This is a genomic window from Streptomyces sp. NPDC050534, from assembly GCF_044457745.1.
In the GTDB taxonomy this organism is placed as follows: Bacteria; Actinomycetota; Actinomycetes; order Streptomycetales; family Streptomycetaceae; genus Streptomyces.
The window spans coordinates 367,234-385,857 of record NZ_JBITHF010000011.1; the positions used below are offsets into that span (position 1 = coordinate 367,234).

At 70.3% G+C, this 18,624-nt stretch carries 19 protein-coding genes; 10 read left to right on the forward strand and 9 right to left on the reverse strand.

Annotated features, from left to right (window positions below):
- Positions 1-231: 231 nt before the first annotated feature.
- Positions 232-1,416, forward strand: a complete 1,185-nt coding sequence (locus ACIBN2_RS33750; RefSeq protein WP_399140163.1) for a type III polyketide synthase — start codon at positions 232-234, stop codon at positions 1,414-1,416.
- Positions 1,417-1,473: 57 nt separating this feature from the next.
- Here ACIBN2_RS33750 and ACIBN2_RS33755 read toward each other — a convergent pair whose 3' ends face one another.
- The 4 genes from ACIBN2_RS33755 to ACIBN2_RS33770 form a co-directional block, all read right to left on the reverse strand.
- Positions 1,474-3,609: a SpoIIE family protein phosphatase gene (locus ACIBN2_RS33755; protein ID WP_399140165.1), complete on the reverse strand. Its 2,136-nt coding sequence runs from the start codon at positions 3,607-3,609 to the stop codon at positions 1,474-1,476.
- Positions 3,610-3,861: 252 nt separating this feature from the next.
- A complete protein-coding gene (locus tag ACIBN2_RS33760) occupies positions 3,862-4,776 on the reverse strand; it encodes a hypothetical protein (RefSeq protein ID WP_399140167.1) in 915 nt (304 codons plus the stop codon).
- Between the two features lie 4 nt (positions 4,777-4,780).
- Positions 4,781-5,764: an NlpC/P60 family protein gene (locus tag ACIBN2_RS33765; protein WP_399140169.1), complete on the reverse strand. Its 984-nt coding sequence runs from the start codon at positions 5,762-5,764 to the stop codon at positions 4,781-4,783.
- Positions 5,765-6,047: 283 nt separating this feature from the next.
- Complete coding sequence (locus ACIBN2_RS33770) at positions 6,048-6,548, reverse strand: GNAT family N-acetyltransferase (protein WP_399140171.1); 501 nt, start codon at positions 6,546-6,548, stop codon at positions 6,048-6,050.
- A gap of 230 nt (positions 6,549-6,778) precedes the next feature.
- Between ACIBN2_RS33770 and ACIBN2_RS33775 the strand changes: the two genes are divergently transcribed.
- The 4 genes from ACIBN2_RS33775 (at position 6,779) to ACIBN2_RS33790 (ending at position 9,946) form a co-directional block, all read left to right on the forward strand.
- Entirely contained in the window at positions 6,779-7,399 is a 621-nt protein-coding gene (locus ACIBN2_RS33775) for a dihydrofolate reductase family protein (protein ID WP_399140173.1), read from the forward strand.
- Positions 7,400-7,451: 52 nt separating this feature from the next.
- Positions 7,452-7,775, forward strand: coding sequence for a YciI family protein (locus tag ACIBN2_RS33780; protein ID WP_399140175.1), 324 nt, complete (start codon positions 7,452-7,454; stop codon positions 7,773-7,775).
- The gene (locus ACIBN2_RS33785; protein WP_399140176.1) at positions 7,772-9,010 is read left to right on the forward strand and encodes an RNA polymerase sigma factor; all 1,239 of its coding nucleotides are present in this window, start codon (positions 7,772-7,774) and stop codon (positions 9,008-9,010) included. Before ACIBN2_RS33780 ends, ACIBN2_RS33785 begins: the two co-directional genes overlap by 4 nt.
- 156 nt (positions 9,011-9,166) lie before the next feature.
- Complete coding sequence (locus tag ACIBN2_RS33790; RefSeq protein WP_399140178.1) at positions 9,167-9,946, forward strand: DsbA family protein; 780 nt, start codon at positions 9,167-9,169, stop codon at positions 9,944-9,946.
- Positions 9,947-9,985: 39 nt separating this feature from the next.
- Here ACIBN2_RS33790 and ACIBN2_RS33795 read toward each other — a convergent pair whose 3' ends face one another.
- Positions 9,986-10,864, reverse strand: a complete 879-nt coding sequence (locus ACIBN2_RS33795; RefSeq protein ID WP_399140180.1) for a helix-turn-helix domain-containing protein — start codon at positions 10,862-10,864, stop codon at positions 9,986-9,988.
- Between the two features lie 183 nt (positions 10,865-11,047).
- Between ACIBN2_RS33795 and ACIBN2_RS33800 the strand changes: the two genes are divergently transcribed.
- Positions 11,048-11,971, forward strand: coding sequence for an alpha/beta hydrolase (locus tag ACIBN2_RS33800; RefSeq protein WP_399140181.1), 924 nt, complete (start codon positions 11,048-11,050; stop codon positions 11,969-11,971).
- A gap of 278 nt (positions 11,972-12,249) precedes the next feature.
- On the opposite strand, the gene ACIBN2_RS33805 is transcribed toward ACIBN2_RS33800, so the two are convergent.
- A complete protein-coding gene (locus tag ACIBN2_RS33805) occupies positions 12,250-13,032 on the reverse strand; it encodes an SDR family NAD(P)-dependent oxidoreductase (protein ID WP_399140183.1) in 783 nt (260 codons plus the stop codon).
- Positions 13,033-13,266: 234 nt separating this feature from the next.
- Here ACIBN2_RS33805 and ACIBN2_RS33810 point away from each other — a divergent pair, with 234 nt between their 5' ends.
- Positions 13,267-14,151 carry a fumarylacetoacetate hydrolase family protein gene (locus tag ACIBN2_RS33810; protein WP_399140185.1) on the forward strand — a complete coding sequence of 295 codons (885 nt, stop codon included), beginning with the start codon at positions 13,267-13,269 and terminating at the stop codon, positions 14,149-14,151.
- A gap of 77 nt (positions 14,152-14,228) precedes the next feature.
- Complete coding sequence (locus ACIBN2_RS33815; protein WP_399140187.1) at positions 14,229-14,693, forward strand: hypothetical protein; 465 nt, start codon at positions 14,229-14,231, stop codon at positions 14,691-14,693.
- A 241-nt stretch (positions 14,694-14,934) separates the two neighbouring features.
- Here the strand turns inward: ACIBN2_RS33815 and ACIBN2_RS33820 are convergent, their stop codons facing one another.
- A complete protein-coding gene (locus ACIBN2_RS33820; RefSeq protein WP_399140189.1) occupies positions 14,935-15,522 on the reverse strand; it encodes a TetR/AcrR family transcriptional regulator in 588 nt (195 codons plus the stop codon).
- 126 nt (positions 15,523-15,648) lie between these two features.
- On the opposite strand from ACIBN2_RS33820, the gene ACIBN2_RS33825 reads away from it, so the two are divergent.
- Positions 15,649-16,632, forward strand: coding sequence for a zinc-dependent alcohol dehydrogenase family protein (locus ACIBN2_RS33825; RefSeq protein WP_399140191.1), 984 nt, complete (start codon positions 15,649-15,651; stop codon positions 16,630-16,632).
- 40 nt (positions 16,633-16,672) lie between these two features.
- Here the strand turns inward: ACIBN2_RS33825 and ACIBN2_RS33830 are convergent, their stop codons facing one another.
- Together ACIBN2_RS33830 and ACIBN2_RS33835 are read right to left on the reverse strand one after the other, a co-directional pair.
- Positions 16,673-17,053, reverse strand: a complete 381-nt coding sequence (locus ACIBN2_RS33830) for an NUDIX hydrolase (protein ID WP_399140192.1) — start codon at positions 17,051-17,053, stop codon at positions 16,673-16,675.
- 138 nt (positions 17,054-17,191) lie between these two features.
- The gene (locus ACIBN2_RS33835) at positions 17,192-17,845 is read right to left on the reverse strand and encodes a PadR family transcriptional regulator (protein ID WP_399140194.1); all 654 of its coding nucleotides are present in this window, start codon (positions 17,843-17,845) and stop codon (positions 17,192-17,194) included.
- A gap of 70 nt (positions 17,846-17,915) precedes the next feature.
- Here ACIBN2_RS33835 and ACIBN2_RS33840 point away from each other — a divergent pair, with 70 nt between their 5' ends.
- Positions 17,916-18,620 carry an ABC transporter ATP-binding protein gene (locus ACIBN2_RS33840; RefSeq protein WP_399140196.1) on the forward strand — a complete coding sequence of 235 codons (705 nt, stop codon included), beginning with the start codon at positions 17,916-17,918 and terminating at the stop codon, positions 18,618-18,620.
- Positions 18,621-18,624: the final 4 nt, after the last annotated feature.

Below are 18,624 nucleotides of genomic sequence, written 5' to 3' on the forward strand. Positions count from 1 at the left end.
GGCCCGGTGCCGTCATCTCCGGGGCGTGGATATCGGCAGCCCTTCAAGACCGGCATCGTCGTAAGGAAGGCAATTTCCGGGGCAGGCGCCCTTCATGGCTTCATCGTGAATTCAACCAATGGACGGTCGTCGCGAAGTACAGTGCTACTGCGGCGCCTTGACCCCACTCTGCCGATTGGGCAGTTTTCGGCCACTTCAGGCCGTCAAGGTCTGCCGGGAAAGGGGCGGAATATGGGCGCCTATCTGTGTCCTCCCGCTGTAGTGCACGGTGAACATGCCGTGAAGACCGACCAGATCCTGGCCGAGGTGCGAAGTCGGCATCCGCAGGCGTCGTGGCTGCCGCGCATCGACGGCATCGCCGCGAGCACGGGGATCACTTCACGGGGGTGGATGCTGCCGCTGGAGACGGCCGCCGCACCCAGCAGCGGGAGCGGACTGCGAACTCCGGGCGCCGGTCCGGCCCGTGAAGCACTGGCCCGCGGTGGGTTCGGCGAGGCGGAGCTGGACCGGGCGATCGCCGCGCTGGAGGCGATACCGGCGCCGCAGACCATCGAGGAGCGCAACGCTCCGGCCTGGGCGGCCGTGCAGACGTACGCCGAGCGCGCAGCCCGCGAGGCCCTTGGGATCGCCGGGCTGGAGACCGCCGACGTCGACTGCCTGATCACCAGTCACTCCACCACTCCGGCCCTGCCGGGGCTGGACCTGTCGCTGTTCAACCGGCTCCCCTTGCGGAGCGACGTTCTGCTGCTGCCGGCCAGTCAATGGGCGTGCATCGCCGGAACCCGATCGTTGGCGCTGGCCGCTGATCTGGTCGCCGCGGACCCCGACCGGGTCGTGCTGGTGGTGATATCTGAGGCGCTGAGCACCACCTACCAGCCCGCCGACGACACGCTGGAATCCCTCATCGTCCGCCTGCTGTTCGCGGACACCGCCGTCGCCGCGGTGGTCACCGGCCGCCCCAGGACGGAGTCGGTCCTGCGGCTGGACGCCGCCTGGCACCACACCCTCCCCGGAACCTCTGACCTGCACTGGCTGGACACGCGGGCCGACGGCACACATTTCGTGATGGACCGGCGCGGACCGCGCGCCGTGCAGGAGACGGTCACCGAGATGTGGAAGTGGCTGCGCACGCGCCACGAGAACGACGCGCACCCGTGGCATCCCGAACTGCTGCTCGCCCACCCCGGCGGGACCCGGGTGATGGAGTACATGGAACAGACGATGCCCGACGGATGGCCGACGGGGCTTCTGGACTACAGCCGGGACAGCTACACCACCGGCAACCGGGGTGGTGCGGCCGTACTGGACATCCTGCGGCGCGCGCACGACGCCGGCCAGAAGACAGGCAGCCGCACGGTCCTGTACGCGGCCGCACCCGGGCTGACGGCCACTGCAGTCGAAGGGGAGTGGCTTTGACGTCCACTCCCTCACCTTCGCTCCCTCGCCTTGAGGAGCGGTCACCACCGTCGGGGGCTACACGTCCAGTTCCGCCCACACCGCCTTGCCGGTGCTCGTCCAGCGCACCCCCCAGCGCGTGGTGAGCTTGTGGATGACGTGCAGGCCACGGCCGCTGTCGTCGAGTACGTCGCCGTGGCGCAGGCGCGGGCGGCCGTTGCCGGTGTCGCACACCTCGCAGGTCAGGCGGCCGCCGGCTTTCACCAGCCGCACCGTCAGAGGCTCGGCGCCGAAGAGGACGGCGTTGGTGACCAGTTCGCTGATCACCAGCAGCGCACTGTCGCGGGCCTGGTCGCCGGTGTGCCACTGCCGTAGGAGGGACGTGGCCAGGGCGCGGGCGTGGGCGGCGGTGTCCTCGCGGGCGGGCAGACGCCAGGTCACGGTGTCCCGGCTGCGGCGGCCGGTCATACGGGCGAGCAGCAGCGTCACGTCGTCGCGCAGCCGACCTTGCGGGGCGAGATCGGCGACCACGCGACGCGCGGTCTGCTGCAGGTCGTCCCAGGGGTGCACCTGGCGCACCGCCTGCTTGAGCCGGGCGATGCCGTCGTCGATGGAGGCCGCCGGATCCTCCACCAGGCCATCGGTGTACAGGGCGAGGAGCGAGCCGGGCGGCGCGGCGTACTCCTGCACGTCGAACGGTTCCCGCACGGCGAACTCGGCTCCCAGGCCCGGGTGCGGTTGCGCGGTGACGGTGGTGGCGAACCCGTCGGGGTGGACGAGGATCGGCGGCAGGTGGCCGGCGTTGGACATCACGACCCGGTGGTCGACGGCATCGTAGACCGCGATGCAGCACGTCGAGCCCAGCGCGCTGTAGCCCGCCGCCAGGCCCGCGTCCGTGTCGTCCAGGAGCGCCACCGTCTCGTCCAGACGCTCCAGCACCTCCCCGGGACCCAGCCCCGCCGACAACAGGGCGCGGGCCTCCATGCTCAGCTGGCCCATGGCCGCCGCGGCCCCCAGGCCATGGCCTACGACGTCGCCGACCACCAGCGCGGTCCGGTCCCCCGGGAGCGGAAAACTGTTCACCCAGTCACCGCCGACGCCCGCACTGTCCGGGGTGGTGGGCAGATAGACGCTGGCGACTTCGATGGTGTCGCTGCCGGCCCGCGGCAGCAGCCGCCGCTGCAACGCCAGGACCTGGGCGTGCTCGCGCTGGTGCTGGCGGGCCAGGTCCACGTGACGGGCGGTCTTGGCCACGAGTTCCTGCAGGTCGAGCAGTTCGCTGTCGCGGAAGGGGCGCTCCGGCCGCCGCCAGACTTCCGTCACACCCAGCACGATGGGTCCCGGTGCGCCTTCCGGACCTTCCACGACCAGCGGTACGCATGCCACGCTCGCCGGCAGGTTGCCGGGCACGAGAGCGCGCACCAGCCGCGGATCGCTCAGGACCCGCTCGATCGCCTCACGGTCGGGAATGACCGTGGCACGCGGTATGTCGTCGCGCGTGACGGCTCCGACGAGCAGCCGGCTCGCCTCCCGGGGAAGGTTGTCTCCGCACGTCAGATATCCCTCGGGCCAGGCCCGGTCCGGCACCAGGGCCGCCCGCCGCAGCCGGATCCGCTCATGCGTCTGCTCGGTGACCGCTTCCCCCGTCCATACGGCGAAATCGAGGTCTACGGCGGCCACGTCGCCCCAGGCCAGCAGTGACTGGGCCAGGGACTGCGCGGTCTCGCCGATGTCCAGTGACGTCCCGATCGCGGCGGCGGACGCGTAGAGGTGCAGCCGTTTGGCCATGGCGATCAGGGAGACCGTCAGACCTCCCGAAGGCGCCGTGGCGGGCAGGATGCTCATGGAGACCACCAGCTCGCTCCCGTCCTCCCGCCGCAGGCGCTGAACCCGGGCGACGTGTGCCTCCCGCGTTTCCAGGACGTTCCGCAGACGCTGGGTGACCGTGGGGACGTCTCCGGGCGGCAGCAGCTCGGCGAAAGAGGTTCCCGGTGCGGCACGCACCCCCGCGAAAGGGGCGGCGTCCAGATTGCAGCTGGTGATCCTCAGGTCCGCGTCGAGATTGACGGCCCCGAGAATCTGTTCCTGCCCTCCGGCCTCCCGGCTGTCCCCTGCGGGCCGGCGGGCACGGCTCTCGCTCCGCCCGGCGGCAGAACCTGTGGCCTGCGTGGTTCCGCCCTGGGGGATGTAATCCGACAGAGCATCGCTGACCATGTCGAACGGGGAAGGAGACGATGCGGAGGGCGTGGGATTCATGCAGCTCACCCAGCTCGCTGACTCCGGCGCACGCCGGAGAGACATTCCCGAGTCCGTGCGATCGAGCCCCGAGATCCCGGACCGCACACCTCCTGGATAACACAAACGCCGTCTTCACCGTAGGCGTAAAGGGTGAGTAAAGCCAGAAGGTGTGCCCGGCCACGAGTCCGGCCATGATCCGCCGGCCGGGATCTCGGGACGACAAGCCCCCTAGGGCGGTGACCCGGCGGACCGGCCGGGCCGCCGGGTGAAACGCCGCAGTCCGCGCCGCGTGGGCTTGAGCGGCTTGTCCTCGGGGGCGACCGGTCCCTCGCCCGCGCTCAGAGCCGGTGCCGTGGCCGGGGCCGGGACGGACGCGCTGCCCCGTTCGAGGCGGCTTCGGACGGCCTGGGCCATCGCCTGGTGGGCCGGTTCCAGGAGCAGGCCCTCCGCGGACAGGCGCTCCCACATGTGCAGCAGCTCCTGGCCACGGGTGGCCACCTGTCGCTCGTCCAGCAGCCGCTGCCACGCCGCGGTGGCGCGGGCCACCTCGGGCGCCGCCCGGTTCAGGTCGGTGCGGCAGCGGATGCGCGCCACGGTCAGTGCGAGGACGGTGGAGAGCATGTAGTCGCCGCGCAGGTACGCCAGGTAGGCCTCGATGGCCCGTGCCTCCATCGAGAGCTCGTCCTCCGCGCCCCTGCGCAGTGTGAGGTGCTCCCGCAGCGCGCCGGCGAGAACGAACGCTGCGTGCAGCTCCTCGCGCTGCGCGTGCTGGATGATGCGCTCCACGCGGGCGAGGGGAGGGAACGCCGCCTCCTCCGCGGCGGTGCGCTCCCGCCCGGGCGGGAGATCCTCCTCGTCGGCGATGGTGCGGCTCGAGCCGTCGGGGTACACCCGCAGGCGTGCCACCTGCATCACGGTGCGGTCGATGACGGTGGCCGCCACCGGCGCCCCCAGGGTGCGGGCGAACATGGCGATGGCGTCGAGGATCGCCTCGTTGGGCTGGCGTACTCCGCCCATGTCCAGCAGATGGCCGTTGACCACCGTCGACCCGTCCTCGGCCACGTAGGCGTCGAGACGGATCAGCGGCGGTGCGGCGATCGCGGGCAGGTTCTGCTCGTCACGGGGTGTCAGCGAGTGGGTCATCCGCTCAGACTCCGGGCCGGACGACGCCGAGGATGGGCATGGAGGCGGCCGGCGCCATCGTGACCGTGCGTCCGGGCCGCGGCGCGTGGACGATCTGTCCGCTCCCTATGTACATGCCCACATGCGTGGCGTCGCCGAAGTAGATGATCAGGTCCCCGGGCCGCGCGGACGCCAGGCTGACCCGGGTCAGACCCTGCCACTGCGCCTGCGAGGTGCGGGGTATGGGGTGTCCGGCCGCCGCCCAGGCCGTGGAGGTGAGCCCGGAGCAGTCGTACGACGAGGGGCCCACCGCCCCCCACACGTACGGTTTGCCTATCTGGGCCAGGGCGAAGTCGACGGCCTTCGCGGCCGCTCCCGTGGCCTTCGTCCCGCCGCCGCCCGAATCGGAGCCCGTCCACCTGGACTTGGCCCTCGCCGTGTCCTCCTTCTCCAACTGGGCCAGTTTGCGGGTCTGTTGCGTCTGGAGCCCGGCTTCGATCTGCTCGGCCTCGGCGATCTTCGCCTCGATCTTCTTCTTCGCCGCGGCCTTGTCCGCGCGGGTGCTCTTCAGCTCCCGCAGCTTCTTCGCGGCGGCGTCGGTCTGCCGGCCCACCTCCGCGCGGGCGGACTTCTGGGTCTCGGAGACGTTGGCCAGGCTCCGCAGCGCCTGACGGGCCTGGGACGCCTCGTCCAGGGCCTGGTCGGGGTGGTCGCCGAGCAGCAACTGGATGCCGGTGGAGGCGAGATCGCCTCCGCGGTACTGCGTCCGGGCGGCCGCACCGGCCAGGTCGTGCAGATCGTTCACCCGGCCTTCGGCGCGGGCCAGGTCCTTACGGAGCGAGGTCAGCCGCTTCTCCTGCGCGGCCGCTTTCTCGTTCGCCGCGTTGTATGCCTCGGTGGCCACCTCCGCCTCGCGGTAGAGGCCGTCCAGTTCGGAGCGGATGCCCTCGATCGATTTGTCGTCCTGTGGGTCGGGTTTGCTCGGGACCGCGTAACTCGGGCTGGGCAACAGGGCGATCGCACAGACAAGTGCCGCTAAGTTGGCCCGACTCCGCAGCGGTCTGCCGCCGGTCGACACGTTCATCAACTCCACTTTCAGAGGTCGCGTGCAGGCGGCTCAGACGGACGACATGCCCATCGCATTCGCCGATACTGGCCATACGATGGGCCGTTCAAGCCTCGAACACATTACCGTCCGCTGAACGTTCGACCGCGCCATCCCCGCGCGTGTCAACCTGCTTGCACGCAAAACCACTGCTGCGCCCCGCCGCGTACTCCGCTCACTTCACGGTTCAGTGCCGATGTGTCAGATCGCGCTGATACCAGGTGCCCGTCTTGCCGCCGAGGTCCGACGGCCCGGCCGGACCGACCGCGACGAACCCGGCTTTGGCCAACACCCTCTGGGAGGCGGCGTTTTCATGCGAGGTGGCGGCCCTGAGGGTGTGCAGCCCGTGCCGTTCCGCCGCCAGCCGGCACAACTCCCGTACGGTCGCGGTCGCCACGCCGTGCCCGGCCACGTCCTGCCCGACCCGGTAGCCGAGTTCGGCGACACCGTCCGCGAGGTCGTACAGGTTGAACCGGCCCAATACCGCGCCGTCCTCGTCGAGGAGCACGTAGAAGGCGCAGATGCCGGCCTCCTGCTCGGCCAGCAGGGCACTGAAGCGTTTGGTGAACTGATCGAAGTACTCGTCGCCGCGGTCGGAGACCGAAGCGGCGAAGTAGGCGCGGTTGGCCGACTCGAAAGCCAGGACCGCGGGGGCATGGACTGCATCCAGTTGCTTCAACTCGGGCACGGGCCAACCCTAGCCACCTCACTAAGCGAGCCGGATGCGCACGTCGATCATTCCTGTGTGGGGGACCTTCTGGATGTGCATCCTCCAGATGATGCTCGACCGCAGAAGCTCGGTCCCGGAAAGATCTCCGAAGAAATCCGGGAGCCGCTGTCGGATCGGGCCGGTGGCGTTCGTAGCAGGGGTGAGGCCGCCCACAAGGGGGCGGCGCCCAGGCAAAGGAAATCGCGATCATGAAGCTGACGACCATGACTCAGGTCACCGTCGATGGAGTGATGCAGGGAAACGGCGGCGCGTCGGACGAAGACCGCAGGAACGGATTCGAGCGCGGCGGATGGGCCCGGGGTAAAGGTGACGACGAGACCAAAGCGTTCATCAACGAGACCTACCACCGCGCCGACGCATTCCTGCTCGGCCGGCGGACCTACGAGCTGTTCGCCGGCTCGTGGGGGTCCTTGACGGAACGGGATGTCCCTGGCTGGGAACCCGTCATGCGGGCACTGAACACACGGCCCAAGTACGTGGCATCGGCCACGCTCACCGATCCGGCATGGTCGGGCACCTCCGTCCTGTCCGACGACCTCGCGGCCGCCATCGCGGACCTGAAGGCCAAGCCGGGAGGTGAGCTGCAGGTGCACGGCAGCGGCACGCTGACCCGGTGGCTGCTGGCCAACGACCTGGTCGACGAGATGACTCTGCTCACCGTCCCGGTGGTCGTCGGCCAGGGCGCGCGGCTGTTCCCCGACGCGGGCCCGGATCTTGCGCTCGACCTGGTCGAGTCGCGGGTCGACTCGAGGGGCGTGACGATCCAGGTCTACCGGCCGGCCGGACGCCCGCGGTATGCAACGGCCTGACGTCCCCGACCACCGAGCTACGCTTCTTGACACCGGAGGAGATGGTCTTCAGATGCGGTACCTGGTTTCCGTGATCGACGACAAGGGCAATCCCGGCAGCACGGACAGGCGGCCTGCCATCAGCGCATTCAACGAACGGTTGATCGCCGAGGGCCACTGGGTCTTCGCGGGCGGCCTCGCGGACACCGACGCGGCCACGGTCGTCGACAACCGGGGCGAGCAGGCGGTGTTCAGTGACGGGCCTTTCGTGGAGTCGAAGGAGTACCTCGCCGGCGTCTGGGTGTGGGAGGCCCCCGATCTGGACGTGGCGCTCAAGCTCGCCACCGAGGCGTCGAAGGTCTGCGATCGGAAGATCGAGGTGCGGCCGTTCCTGTGAGCGACGTCGAGAGGGCGGTCACCCGGGCCCACCACGAGGAATGGGCCCGGGTGGTCGCCGCCCTGACCCGGCGGTTCGGTGACCTCGACATCGCCGAGGAGGCGGCCGCCGAGGCATTCGCCATCGCCGTCGAGCGGTGGCCGGCCGACGGCGTGCCCCCCAACCCCGGCGCCTGGCTGACCACCACCGCCAACCGCAAGGCCATCGACCGGATCCGGCGCGAGAACAAGCGCGACGACAAGCAGAGGGAGGCTCGGACGGTGTACGACGACGACCCGCCCGAGCCTCTCGGCGCCATCGACGACGACCGGCTCCGTCTGATCTTCACCTGCTGTCACCCGGCGTTGGCGATGGAGTCCAGAGTGGCGTTGACGCTGCGCATGGTCGCCGGGCTGACCGTGCCCGAGATCGCCCGTGCCTTCCTGGCGGCCGAGAGTGCCATGGGGCAGCGCATCACCCGGGCGAAGGCCAAGATCAAGGCGGCCCGCATCCCCTATCGGGTGCCCGCGACCGAGGACCTCCCGGCACGCGTCTCCGGCGTACTCGCCGTGCTGTACCTCGTCTTCAACGAGGGTTACCTGGCCACCGGCCCCGACACCGATCCTCTGCGTCACGACCTGACCGCCGAGGCGATCCGGCTCACCCGCCTGATCCGTGCCCTCCTGCCGGACGACGGTGAGGTGGCCGGGCTGCTGGCGCTGATGCTCCTCACCGAGGCCCGCCGCACCGCCCGGGTCTCGGCCGGCGGCGAACTGGTCGCCCTCGCGGAGCAGGACCGTGGGGCCTGGGACGCCGCGCTGATCGCCGAGGGGCACCGGCTGGTGCGTGAGCGCCTCGCCGCTGCCGCCGCCGGGGCGGCTCCGGGTCGCTACCAGATCCTCGCCGCGATCAACGCGGTGCACACCTCCGCCCGCGACATGCGTGACACCGACTGGGCGCAGGTCGCCGCCCTTTACGACCAGCTGGTCCGCCTCGACCCCTCACCGATCGTCGCCCTCAACCGGGCCGTCGCGGTCGCCGAGATCGACGGTCCGGAGGTGGCGCTGGCGGCCGTCGACCGTCTCGAGGACAAGCTGGCCGGCTATCACGCCTACCACGCCACCCGCGCCGACCTGCTGCGCAGGCTGGGCCAGAGTCAGAAGTCACGTGCCGCCTACGACAAGGCCATCGAGCTGGCGGGCAACACCGCCGAGACCGCCTACCTGACCCGCCGCCGGGACCAACTGAGTCACTGAGATTCCAAGCGTGATGTGCGGCACGCAAACAGCCTCTGGACGGCGAAGGGTTCCCACCGGAACCGGAACACGCAGGGAACCTGTGGCAGCAGCCGAGTACCGCGGAACGGCCCCCACCACCATGGTCCTGGAGCGGATGCCTTACCCTCCCCTTCCATGACACGCAGGGGGGGCCTGATGCAGCTGAAGCGTGGGGGGAGACGGCTGACGACAGCCGTGTTGGCAGGCGTGCTCGGTGCGGCCGTAGTGAGCTGCGGGCATCGGTACCCGGCCGCGGCCGCCGACGGCGGAGAACAGACCTCGGGCAAGGTCGAGTACGCCAGGCCGGCCGACGTGCCCGAGCAGGTGGAACCGGACGGCACGAGCGTCTTGGTGGGTGATCCCCGGGCGCGGGTCACCGTGCACCTCTACGAAGACCCGCGCTGCCCGGTCTGCAAGCAATTCGAAACCTCGGGCGGCGGCCCGGTCCTGACCAAGTGGATCCTGCGGCGCAAGGTCAAGGTCGAGTACACGATGGCGTCGTTCCTGGACGGACGGCTGGGAGGAAACGGGTCGAAGAAGGCGGTCAACGCGCTGCGCGCGGCGGTGGACAGGGGCAAGTTCGCCGAGTACCACGCCGTCCTCTACCAGAACCAGCCTGTCGAGGAGGTCGACGGGTTCACCGGGGCGCGCCTGCTGCAATTGGCGAGCAAGGTGAAGGGCCTGCGAAGCCCGTCCTTCGACACCGCCGTGAAGTCCATGAAGTACCGGGATTTCGTGGATTCCTCGGAGAAGGTGTTCGAAGCCGCCGGGCATTACAACGGGCACGCCGGGCCGGGCACGCCCACGGCCGAAGTCAACGGGTTCCGGATCCCCGTCGAGTACAGCGGACTCCTCTTCAAGGCAGATCTCTTCGACAAGTACCTGGCAGAGGTGACCGGTTCGGCGACGTCATGACCGGCCGCCCCCGACGACATCACGCCGGGAAGGTCACGCTCACGAGTTCTCGTCCTTCACCAAGCCCCCGTTCGCCCGCTCGGCGGTCCAGGAAGTCGGGATGCGCAGGGCGTCGTGCGACGGGCTGCCGGCCTCGGCGGTCAGGACCATCAGCCGCTGTCCCGAGCCGTCGGGGCTGGTCCAGGTGTCACAGTCGAGCGTGAGGTCGCCGACCAGGCGATGTCCGTAGTGCTTGGTGCCGTAGCTCGCGGTGTTGACGCGGTGTTCGGCCCACCAGGTGCGGAAGTCGGCGTCCTGGACGGACAGTTCACCGACCAGGCGGGCGAGTTCGGGATCGTCGGGGTCGGCGGCTGCCTCCATGCGCAGCGCGGCGACGGCGTCGCGGGCGTCGTGTTCCCACTGCTGGTGCATGCCTCGCACGACCGGGTCGGTGAACAGCAGGCTCACGTAGTTGCGCCGCTCCGGCGGCAGCTGCGAGAAGTCGATGTACAAGGCCGCGGCCGCGGAGTTCCACTCGAGGACATCCATGCGCTTGCCCAGAACGAGGGCCGGGGTCAGCGTCAGCTGGTCGAGCAGGCGCTTCATGGCGGGCCGCACACGCTGCGCGGGCCGCCGGCGACGCGGCCGGGCGTCGGTCTTGCCGGCGAGTTCGTACAGATATCGCTGCTGGTCGTCGTCGAGGCGCAGCGCACGGGCGAGGGTGCCGAGCACCGATGCGGACGCCCGTACGCGGCCCTGTTCCAGCCGTGTGTAGTAGTCGACGCTGATGGCCGCGAGCTGAGCGACCTCCTCGCGGCGGAGGCCCGCCACCTTGCGCCGCGCACCCGTGTCGGGCAGGCCGACCTCGGCCGGGTCCAGCTGTGCCCGGCGAGCCTTGAGGAACGCGGCCAGCTCGTTGCGATCAGGTGCGGCGGTCATGACGTCCATTGTCGCTTCGCACCAGGCGTTGTGAGGGGGCAGATTCTTTCCCGGGCAAGAACGTGCTGCTTTTGTACCCCTGGGACCTGGGCGAACGTGGAGATCAGCCCGGCACAGTGCCGGGCCCGAGGCCCACCGCACCGGTGCGGCCCGGCCACCGGAACGCACCTAGGGGAGCATCACATGACCAGGACCGACATCACCTTCGACAGCGCCGGTGTCACCGTGGCCGGCCACCTCCACCTCCACGACGGACCGGCCGGCCCCCACCCCGCCGTCGTCGTCGGGCACCCCGGTACGAGCGTGAAGGAGCAGACCTCCGGCCTGTACGCGCGGCGGCTGGCGGAACGCGGATTCGCGGCGCTGGCCTTCGACGCGGCCTACCAGGGCGAGAGCGGCGGCCCGCCACGGGGCCTGGAGGATCCCGCCCAGCGCGTCGAGGACTTCAAGGCCGCGGTCTCCTTCCTCACCACCCGGAGCGAGGTCGACGCCGACCGCATCGGCGCACTCGGCATCTGCGCGTCCGGCGGCTACGTACTGCCCGCCACCGCGAGCGACCACCGCATCAAGGCGGTCGGTACGGTCAGTGCCGTCGACGTCGCGCGGCAGTTCCGCCTCGGCGCCGACGGCACCCAGGACCCGGCCGTGTTCCAGGCCATGCTGGACGCCGCGGCCCAGGCACGCACCGCCGAGGCCCGCGGCGAGGAGCCGCCGGTTCTCGCTCTCTTCCCGGACACCGCCGAGCAGGCCCGCGCGATGGGTGGAGAGCACGCCGTCGAAGGGTTCGACTACTACCGCACCCCGCGCGCCCAACACCCCCGCGCGGCAAGCTCGTTCACCTGGAGCAGCATCGACCGGATGGCGACCTTCGACGCCTTCGCCGCCGTCCCGCTGATCGGGCCACGGCCCCTGCTCATGCTCGCGGGCACCCGCGCCGTCACCTCCTGGATGAGCGTCGAGGCGTTCCAGCGGGCCACCGGGCCCAAGCAGCTCCACTGGATCGAGGGCGCGAGCCATGTCGACCTCTACGACCGCAAGCAGTACGTCGACCCGGCCGTCGACCTGCTCGCCGACTTCTTCACCGAACACCTGGGCCAGGCCGCCTAGTTCGGACTGCAGGGCGAGCGTGGCGCAGTGGCCGACGAGTGCGGGCAGTTGGAAGAGCGCGGCCGTGCCCACGACGGCGCGGGCATCGGCGCACCAGGTGTCGTCCAGGCGCTGCGGGTCCGCGGCGCCGGTGCGCGCGAAGGACGTGGACGCGGAGTAAGGCCGACTGCCGGCGGCAGACGCCAACACGAGCATGCCAGCGTGCATGGCCCCGCACCCCGGCGTGAGGGCGGCCCAGGAAGCTACAGGAGCCGCCCTCACACATGCCTCGTCCAGCCTCAGGCACCGATCATGCTGTAGCCGCCGTCCGCGATCAGGAACCCGCCGGTGATGTGGTGGGCGTCCTCGGTCGCCAGGAACAGTGCGGCACCGGCCAGTTCCTCCGGGCCCGGGATACGGCCCATGGGCGTCATCCCGCGCAACTGGTCGCCGCGCCCACTCTTCCAGTCCTCACGCCCCAGCGTGGCCGGCGTCTCGATGAACCCGGGGGCGAAGACGTTCACGCGCACCGCCGGGGCGAAGGCGTGGGCGTAGGACTTGGTGAGGCCGATGATCCCGTACTTGGCGGCGGCGTACTGCGGCGCTCGCGCGCTGCCCCGGGCCACCACGGTGGAGCCGATGTTGACGATGGACCCGCCGCCCTCCTGCTCCAGCATCCGCGCCCCGAACTCGTGCGTGCACAACAGGGTGCCCTTCACGTCGACCGCCAGCACATGGTCGATGGACGCTTCCGTGATGTCCCGCCAGGACATCTGCTCCCGGGCCACGTCGCCGACGTTGTTGATCGCGACGTCTAGCCGGCCGAAGTGGCTCCACACCTCGTCGGCCATGCGCTTGATCTGCTCGTGCTCGGCGATGTCGGCCCGGACCACGAACGCCTTGCGGCCGAGGGCGGTGACGCGCTCGGCGGTCGCGTCGGCGCCCCCGCGAGAGCTGCGGTAGTGCACGGCGACGTCGGCGCCCTCCTGGGCGGCGCGCACCGCTATCGCGGCGCCGAATCCGGTGCCCGCGCCGGTGACGAGCACGGTCTTGCCGGTGAATCGCTGGGAGGTGGTGGTCATGTGAACTCCGTTCGGCAGAGCGGTCGTTGAGCGGACGAGAGGTCATACCAGGGTGCGGCCGCCGTCCGCGTGGAGCGCCTGTCCGGTACCGGTACCTCCATCCGGCGCGTGGTCGCGGTGGGCGAGCAGGCGCGGGACGGAGGACTAAGTAGACGTTCCGGGCGTGGCAGGCGGGCACCGTCAGGGCAGGCTGAGTTCGACAATTGTGGTGGCCATGGAGCTACGGAGGACCGGATGAAACTGGTGAGGTTCGACGCGGGCCCGGACACCGGACTCGTGGGCCGCATGGACGGGGACACGGTGGTCGGACTCGACGTCCCGACCACCCGGGAGTACTTCGAGCGTGCGGGCCAGGTCTCCGGGACGGGGCGGACGTACCCCCTGGCCGACGTGCGGCTGCGCGCGCCGATCGTGCCGAAGAAGTTCTTCCACACGGCCGGCAACTTCCGGGAACACCACGAGGACCTGGAACGCGTCGACTGGTCCCACCCGGTCAACAAGGGCATCGTGTTCTTCCAGAACGTCGACGCGATCATCGGTCCCGAGGACGACATCGTGTACCCGGCCAACCTGACCCGGGAGATGGACTACGAGCTGGAACTCGCCGTCGTCATCGGCAGGCCCGGCAAGTTCTTCACCGCCGAGCAGGCCGCCGAGCACATCGCCGGATACCTGGTCTTCAACGACATCACCGCGCGCGACATCCAGCGCAAGGAGATGGAGTCCGGCGTCTTCTCCTTCTCCAAGGCCATCGACACCTTCTGCCCGATCGGCCCGTACATCGTCACCGCCGACGAGATCGGCGACCCGCACGACCTGGACATGGAACTGCGGGTCAACGGCGACGTCCGGCAGAAGTCGAACACCTCCCGCATGTCGGTGTCGATTCCGCAGCTGGTGGCCTACCACTCCCCGCAGATCTACAGCGCGGGCGACATCATCACCACCGGCACCATCGCGGGCGTCGCCGCCGGCACCCCGGACCCGTTCGCCAACTACCTCAAGCCCGGTGACGTGGTGGAGGCCGAGATCGAGAAGCTGGGCGTGCTGCGCAACCGGGTCGTCTCCTGGGAGGACGCCTACGGCACTCCCGAGCCGCCGGCCGGACAGTGGGCGTGACCTGTGGTGCTCAGGGGGGCGGCCGGGGTTCGTGCACCGGGTCGGTTCGCGGTCGGTGTACACCGTCTCGGCGGAACGTGTTTGCCATGGACGCAAGCGGCAACGCGAAGTTCATGAGTCAATCGAACAGCGGCACGAACCAAGATTCCGCATCGAAGCGGAGTGCGTCCTCCAAGGCCCGGCGGGCCACGGCCAAGGCGACTGCTCCCGCGTCACAGGCGGCGGGCAAGGCAGCCGAGAAGTCCGATGACGTGGCGTCAGCGGCAGTGGACACGGCCGGGCGTACGGCCGAGACGGCCACCGCGGTCGTGCACGGCGCGGCCGAGCGTGTCCAGGCCGGCCGCGAGGCGGTCGTGGCCGCCTCGGGCCAGGCCGCGGCGATGGCCAAGACGGCATGGACGCTGATCGCCAACCGAAAGCTCATCGCCATCGGCGTGGGTGCGGGTGTGTCGGCGTTGGGGGCCACGTCCTACCTGGCGGGCAGGCGGTCGGGGCGTCGTACGCACGGTCCGATCACGCGTATGACCGGCGGGCGGATCTGAAACGCTAGGGGCGGGCCCCGTCACGCGTGGCGGGGCCGCCGGGCGCTGTCCCACAACCCGCTTGGACAGTCACAGCCGGTGCCACGGCGGTCGGTGAACGCCCGGGGGAATGCCTGGGCGATCGGCGAGCGGTATCCGGCGGCCTGCAGCCGTTTTCGCCGCGCAGGCGCCTGTCGCAATCTGCGAGAACGATGCCGGCGGACGACTGGCCGCCGTGTGTGAACCGGGGCGCCTTCGTCCGTCAGGCGCCCTTGCGGTATGTGTAGGAAAGGGCGGCCGCGTGGCCGGCTGCCTTGGCGGCGTCCACCACGGCGCGGTCCTGCAGCAGGCGGCCGGAGGCCAGGGCGCCGTCGATCAAAAGCCCCAGGTGTGCTGCCAGTGCGGCGGGCTCGTCGGCTCCCGCCGTGGCGGCGAGGCCCCTCAGCCACTCCTGCCGGCGCTGCGTATGGACGGTGGCGGCAGCGTGCGCCTTGGAGTCCGGCTCGGCCTCGACGGCGGCGCTGATGAACGGGCAGCCGAAGAACCCGTGGCGGTCGAAGGATGAGAGCAGTGCGTCGAAGAGACCTGCCATCTGCTCCACGGGTTCGGGTCCGGCGGCCTCGGCGGCCGCCCGCAGACGCTGCATCCAGGACTCGTCCGTGCGGCGCAGGTAGGCCGCGATGAGGTCGTCCTTGGTCCGGAAGTGGGCGTAGAGGGTGGACTTGGCCACGCCGGATTCCGCGATGATCTGGTCGACACCGACTCCGCGCAGCCCGTGCCGGTGGAAGAGGACGGCTGCGGTGTCGAGGATCTTCTGCTCTGTGTTGGTCTTGCGTACCCGTGTCGCCATACCGGACAGACTAGTTCGTTCGTCTGATGATCGAGAAGCGTGGTTGGCATTTCTTAATCGTACAGACTAGTCTGTTTTATCAGAGCGGGACGAGTCACCGCTCAAGATCGAGAGACGAGGTGCGCGATGCGTGCGGTCGTGTTGGAGGAGTTCGGCGGGCCGCTTCAGCTGCGGGACATTCCGCAGCCTGTGGCAGGACCGGGTCAGGTGCTGGTGCGGGTGCACGCCAGCGGGGTCAATCCGCTGGACACCAAGATCCGGGCGGGCCAGGCCGGACACGCTCGGTCGCAGCTGCCCGCCGTGCTGGGCCTCGACCTGGCGGGGCAGGTGGTGGAGACGGGGCCCGGCGTCGACGGCCTCGTGGTGGGCGACGAGGTGTACGGACTGACGGGCGGAGTGGGTGACCTGCAGGGATCGCTGGCGGAGTTCGCGGCGGTGGACGCGCGTCTGGTGGCCCGCAAGCCCGCTGCGCTGTCGATGCGGGAGGCGGCAGTGCTGCCGTTGGCCGTGATCACGGCGTGGGAAGGGCTGGTGGACCGGGCCCGGGTGCGGACGGGGCAGCGGGTTCTGGTCCATGGCGGCGCCGGCGGTGTGGGCAGTGTGGCGGTGCAGATCGCCGTGGCCCGTGGCGCGGAGGTGTTCGCGACCGCGTCGGCGGCCAAGGCGGACATCGTCCGCCGGCTGGGCGCCGTGCCCATCGACTACAAGACGCCTGTGGCCGAGTACGTGGCCGAACACACGGCAGGCGCGGGATTCGACATCGTCTACGACACCGTCGGCGGCCAGGTGCTCGACGCCTCCTTCGAGGCGGTACGCACCTACACCGGACATGTGGTCAGCGCCCTGGGCTGGGGCACCCACGCTCTGGCGCCCCTGTCGTTCAAGGGGGCGACGTATTCAGGTGTGTTCACGCTCCTGCCGCTGCTCACGGGACAAGGGCGCGAACACCACGGGGCCATTCTGCGTGAGGCCGCGGCCCTGGCGGACGAGGGGAAGCTGCGCCCCCTGATGGATCAGCACAGCTACGACCTCTCCACCGTGGCGGAGGCGCATCGGGCAGTGGAGAGCGGCATGGCCAAGGGAAAGGTCGTGATCGACATCCGCGGCTGATACAGGGGGCGGCGGCTGCCGCCCCGGAGCCACGGGGTCCCTACACGGGCGTGTGGCCCTCCAGGTAGACACGCACGGCTTCAGGGACCCCGGCGCCGACGGCTTCTGCGAGTGGAGCCCAGCGGAGCTCGTCCGGGCTGAGCTGCGCGTCGTCCGAGGGGGTTTCGCTCAGCAGTTGGCACACCACGGCCAGGCGCGCGTCTGCTGCGGCCCTCGCGTCGGCCGGCAGCAGCGTCGTGCCGTCGACGAGGTATCCGGTGAGTTCGTACACCACGCGGGCAGCGGTGGCAGGTGCCGACTCGGCGAGTTCGGGATCACCCGAGGGCAGCCTCCAGCCGCCCTCCGCCTTCACCAGCAGGACACGGCCGGCGTACTCGACGACCGCATCCACCGGACCTTCGGCAGCCTGCTCCATGGTCATGGCCCAGCCGTCCCTTCCCAGTTCGTCCGCCTCGACCTGCCCGTCGCTCCGAGCCCCCGTTTCCTACCCGGCCCACACGGCTTCACGCGGTGCGGAGTGAGGGCCGGGCGGAACGCGTACGACGTCCGCGGAGGTTGCCTACGCGGAATCCGACCAGGGCGTCGCCGCCCGGTCGCGATCACGGCCGGCCCCGAGGCCGTCGTCCTGACCGTGGTCCGGCGCTGACGCCGATGCCGACTCCGGCTTCTGCGGCTTCGGTACGCCCTGTGCCGCGGCGAGCGGGCTCAGGTGCCGCTCGGCGCTGTCGAGCAGCCCGAGGTCGGCCTTGGTGTGCGCGACGGCGGCGTCGATCAGGAGGGCGACCAGCGGCTCGCCGGCGTGTGCCCTGCGCTGTTGGGCGAGGCCCGCGAGCTCCGACAGGTACGTCTGCCGCTGGGTGTCGATGAGAGCGGCCAGCGCGTCCGTGCCCAGGGCGGCGGCTCCGAGGAGCTTCAGGAAGACCTCGTCGCGGAAGCCGCCGGTGCGGACCCAGGCGGTGGTCGCCCAGGTGCGCATCTCGGCGTCGCCGGCAGGAGTCAGCGTGTACAGGTTCTTGTCGGGCCGGTCGGCCTGCGCCACTTGTGAGCGCGTGACGTATCCGTCCCGGACGAGCCGTTCGAGGATCTGGTAGAGGTGGCCGATGTTGAGGCCGCCCCACTGGGGCCCGATGGTCTCCTCGAACTGGGCCTTGAGCTCGTAGCCGTGGCTTGGCCGCTGCTTCAGGAGCGCGAGCACGGCATGTTGAAGCGGCATGGACCTCCCTCCTGCATTGTGACAATGTACCGTTGCATTGCGGCAATGTAGGGGAGTGGGGGCTGCTTCGATGGCTGTGAGCGTGGCGTTGCGAGGGGTGAGCCGGCGCTACCCCGGGCTGATCGCCCTGGACGAAGTCGACTTGGAGGTCGCGGCCGGGGAGGCGGTGATGCTGACCGGGCCGTCCGGGGCCGGCAAGTCCACGGTGCTGCACGTGACCGGCGGGATGGACCGGCCCGACGAAGGCGGCGTCGAGATCGACGGGAAGACGCTGCTGCCCCGGGACCTGGACGCCCACCGGCGGCGCATCGGGTTCGTCTTCCAGCGCTTTCATCTCCTGCCCGCGCTCACCGTGTTGGACAACGTGCTGGCGCCGGTGCTCCCTCGCAGGGTCGACTTCGACCGGCGCGAGCGCGGCATGGAACTGCTGGAGGCGGTCGGCCTGGACGGGCGGGCCGACGCTCTGCCGTCGGAGTTGTCGGGCGGCCAGCAGCAACGTGTCGCTGTGGCAAGGGCGTTGATCAACAGGCCGGGGCTGCTGCTGGCCGACGAGCCGACAGGCAACCTCGACAGCGTCATCGGCCGGGAGATCATGGACCTGCTGATGTCGCTGCGTGAGCGCTACGGGATGACGATGCTCGTGGCCACCCATGACCCCGAAGTCGCCGCGAACGGCGATCGGGTGGTGCGCCTGCAGGACGGCAGGATCACCTCGGACAGGCGGATCACCGCGTCCGGTGACGTACTCGACCGGCTGGGGGGCCTGCGCCCGTGATAGC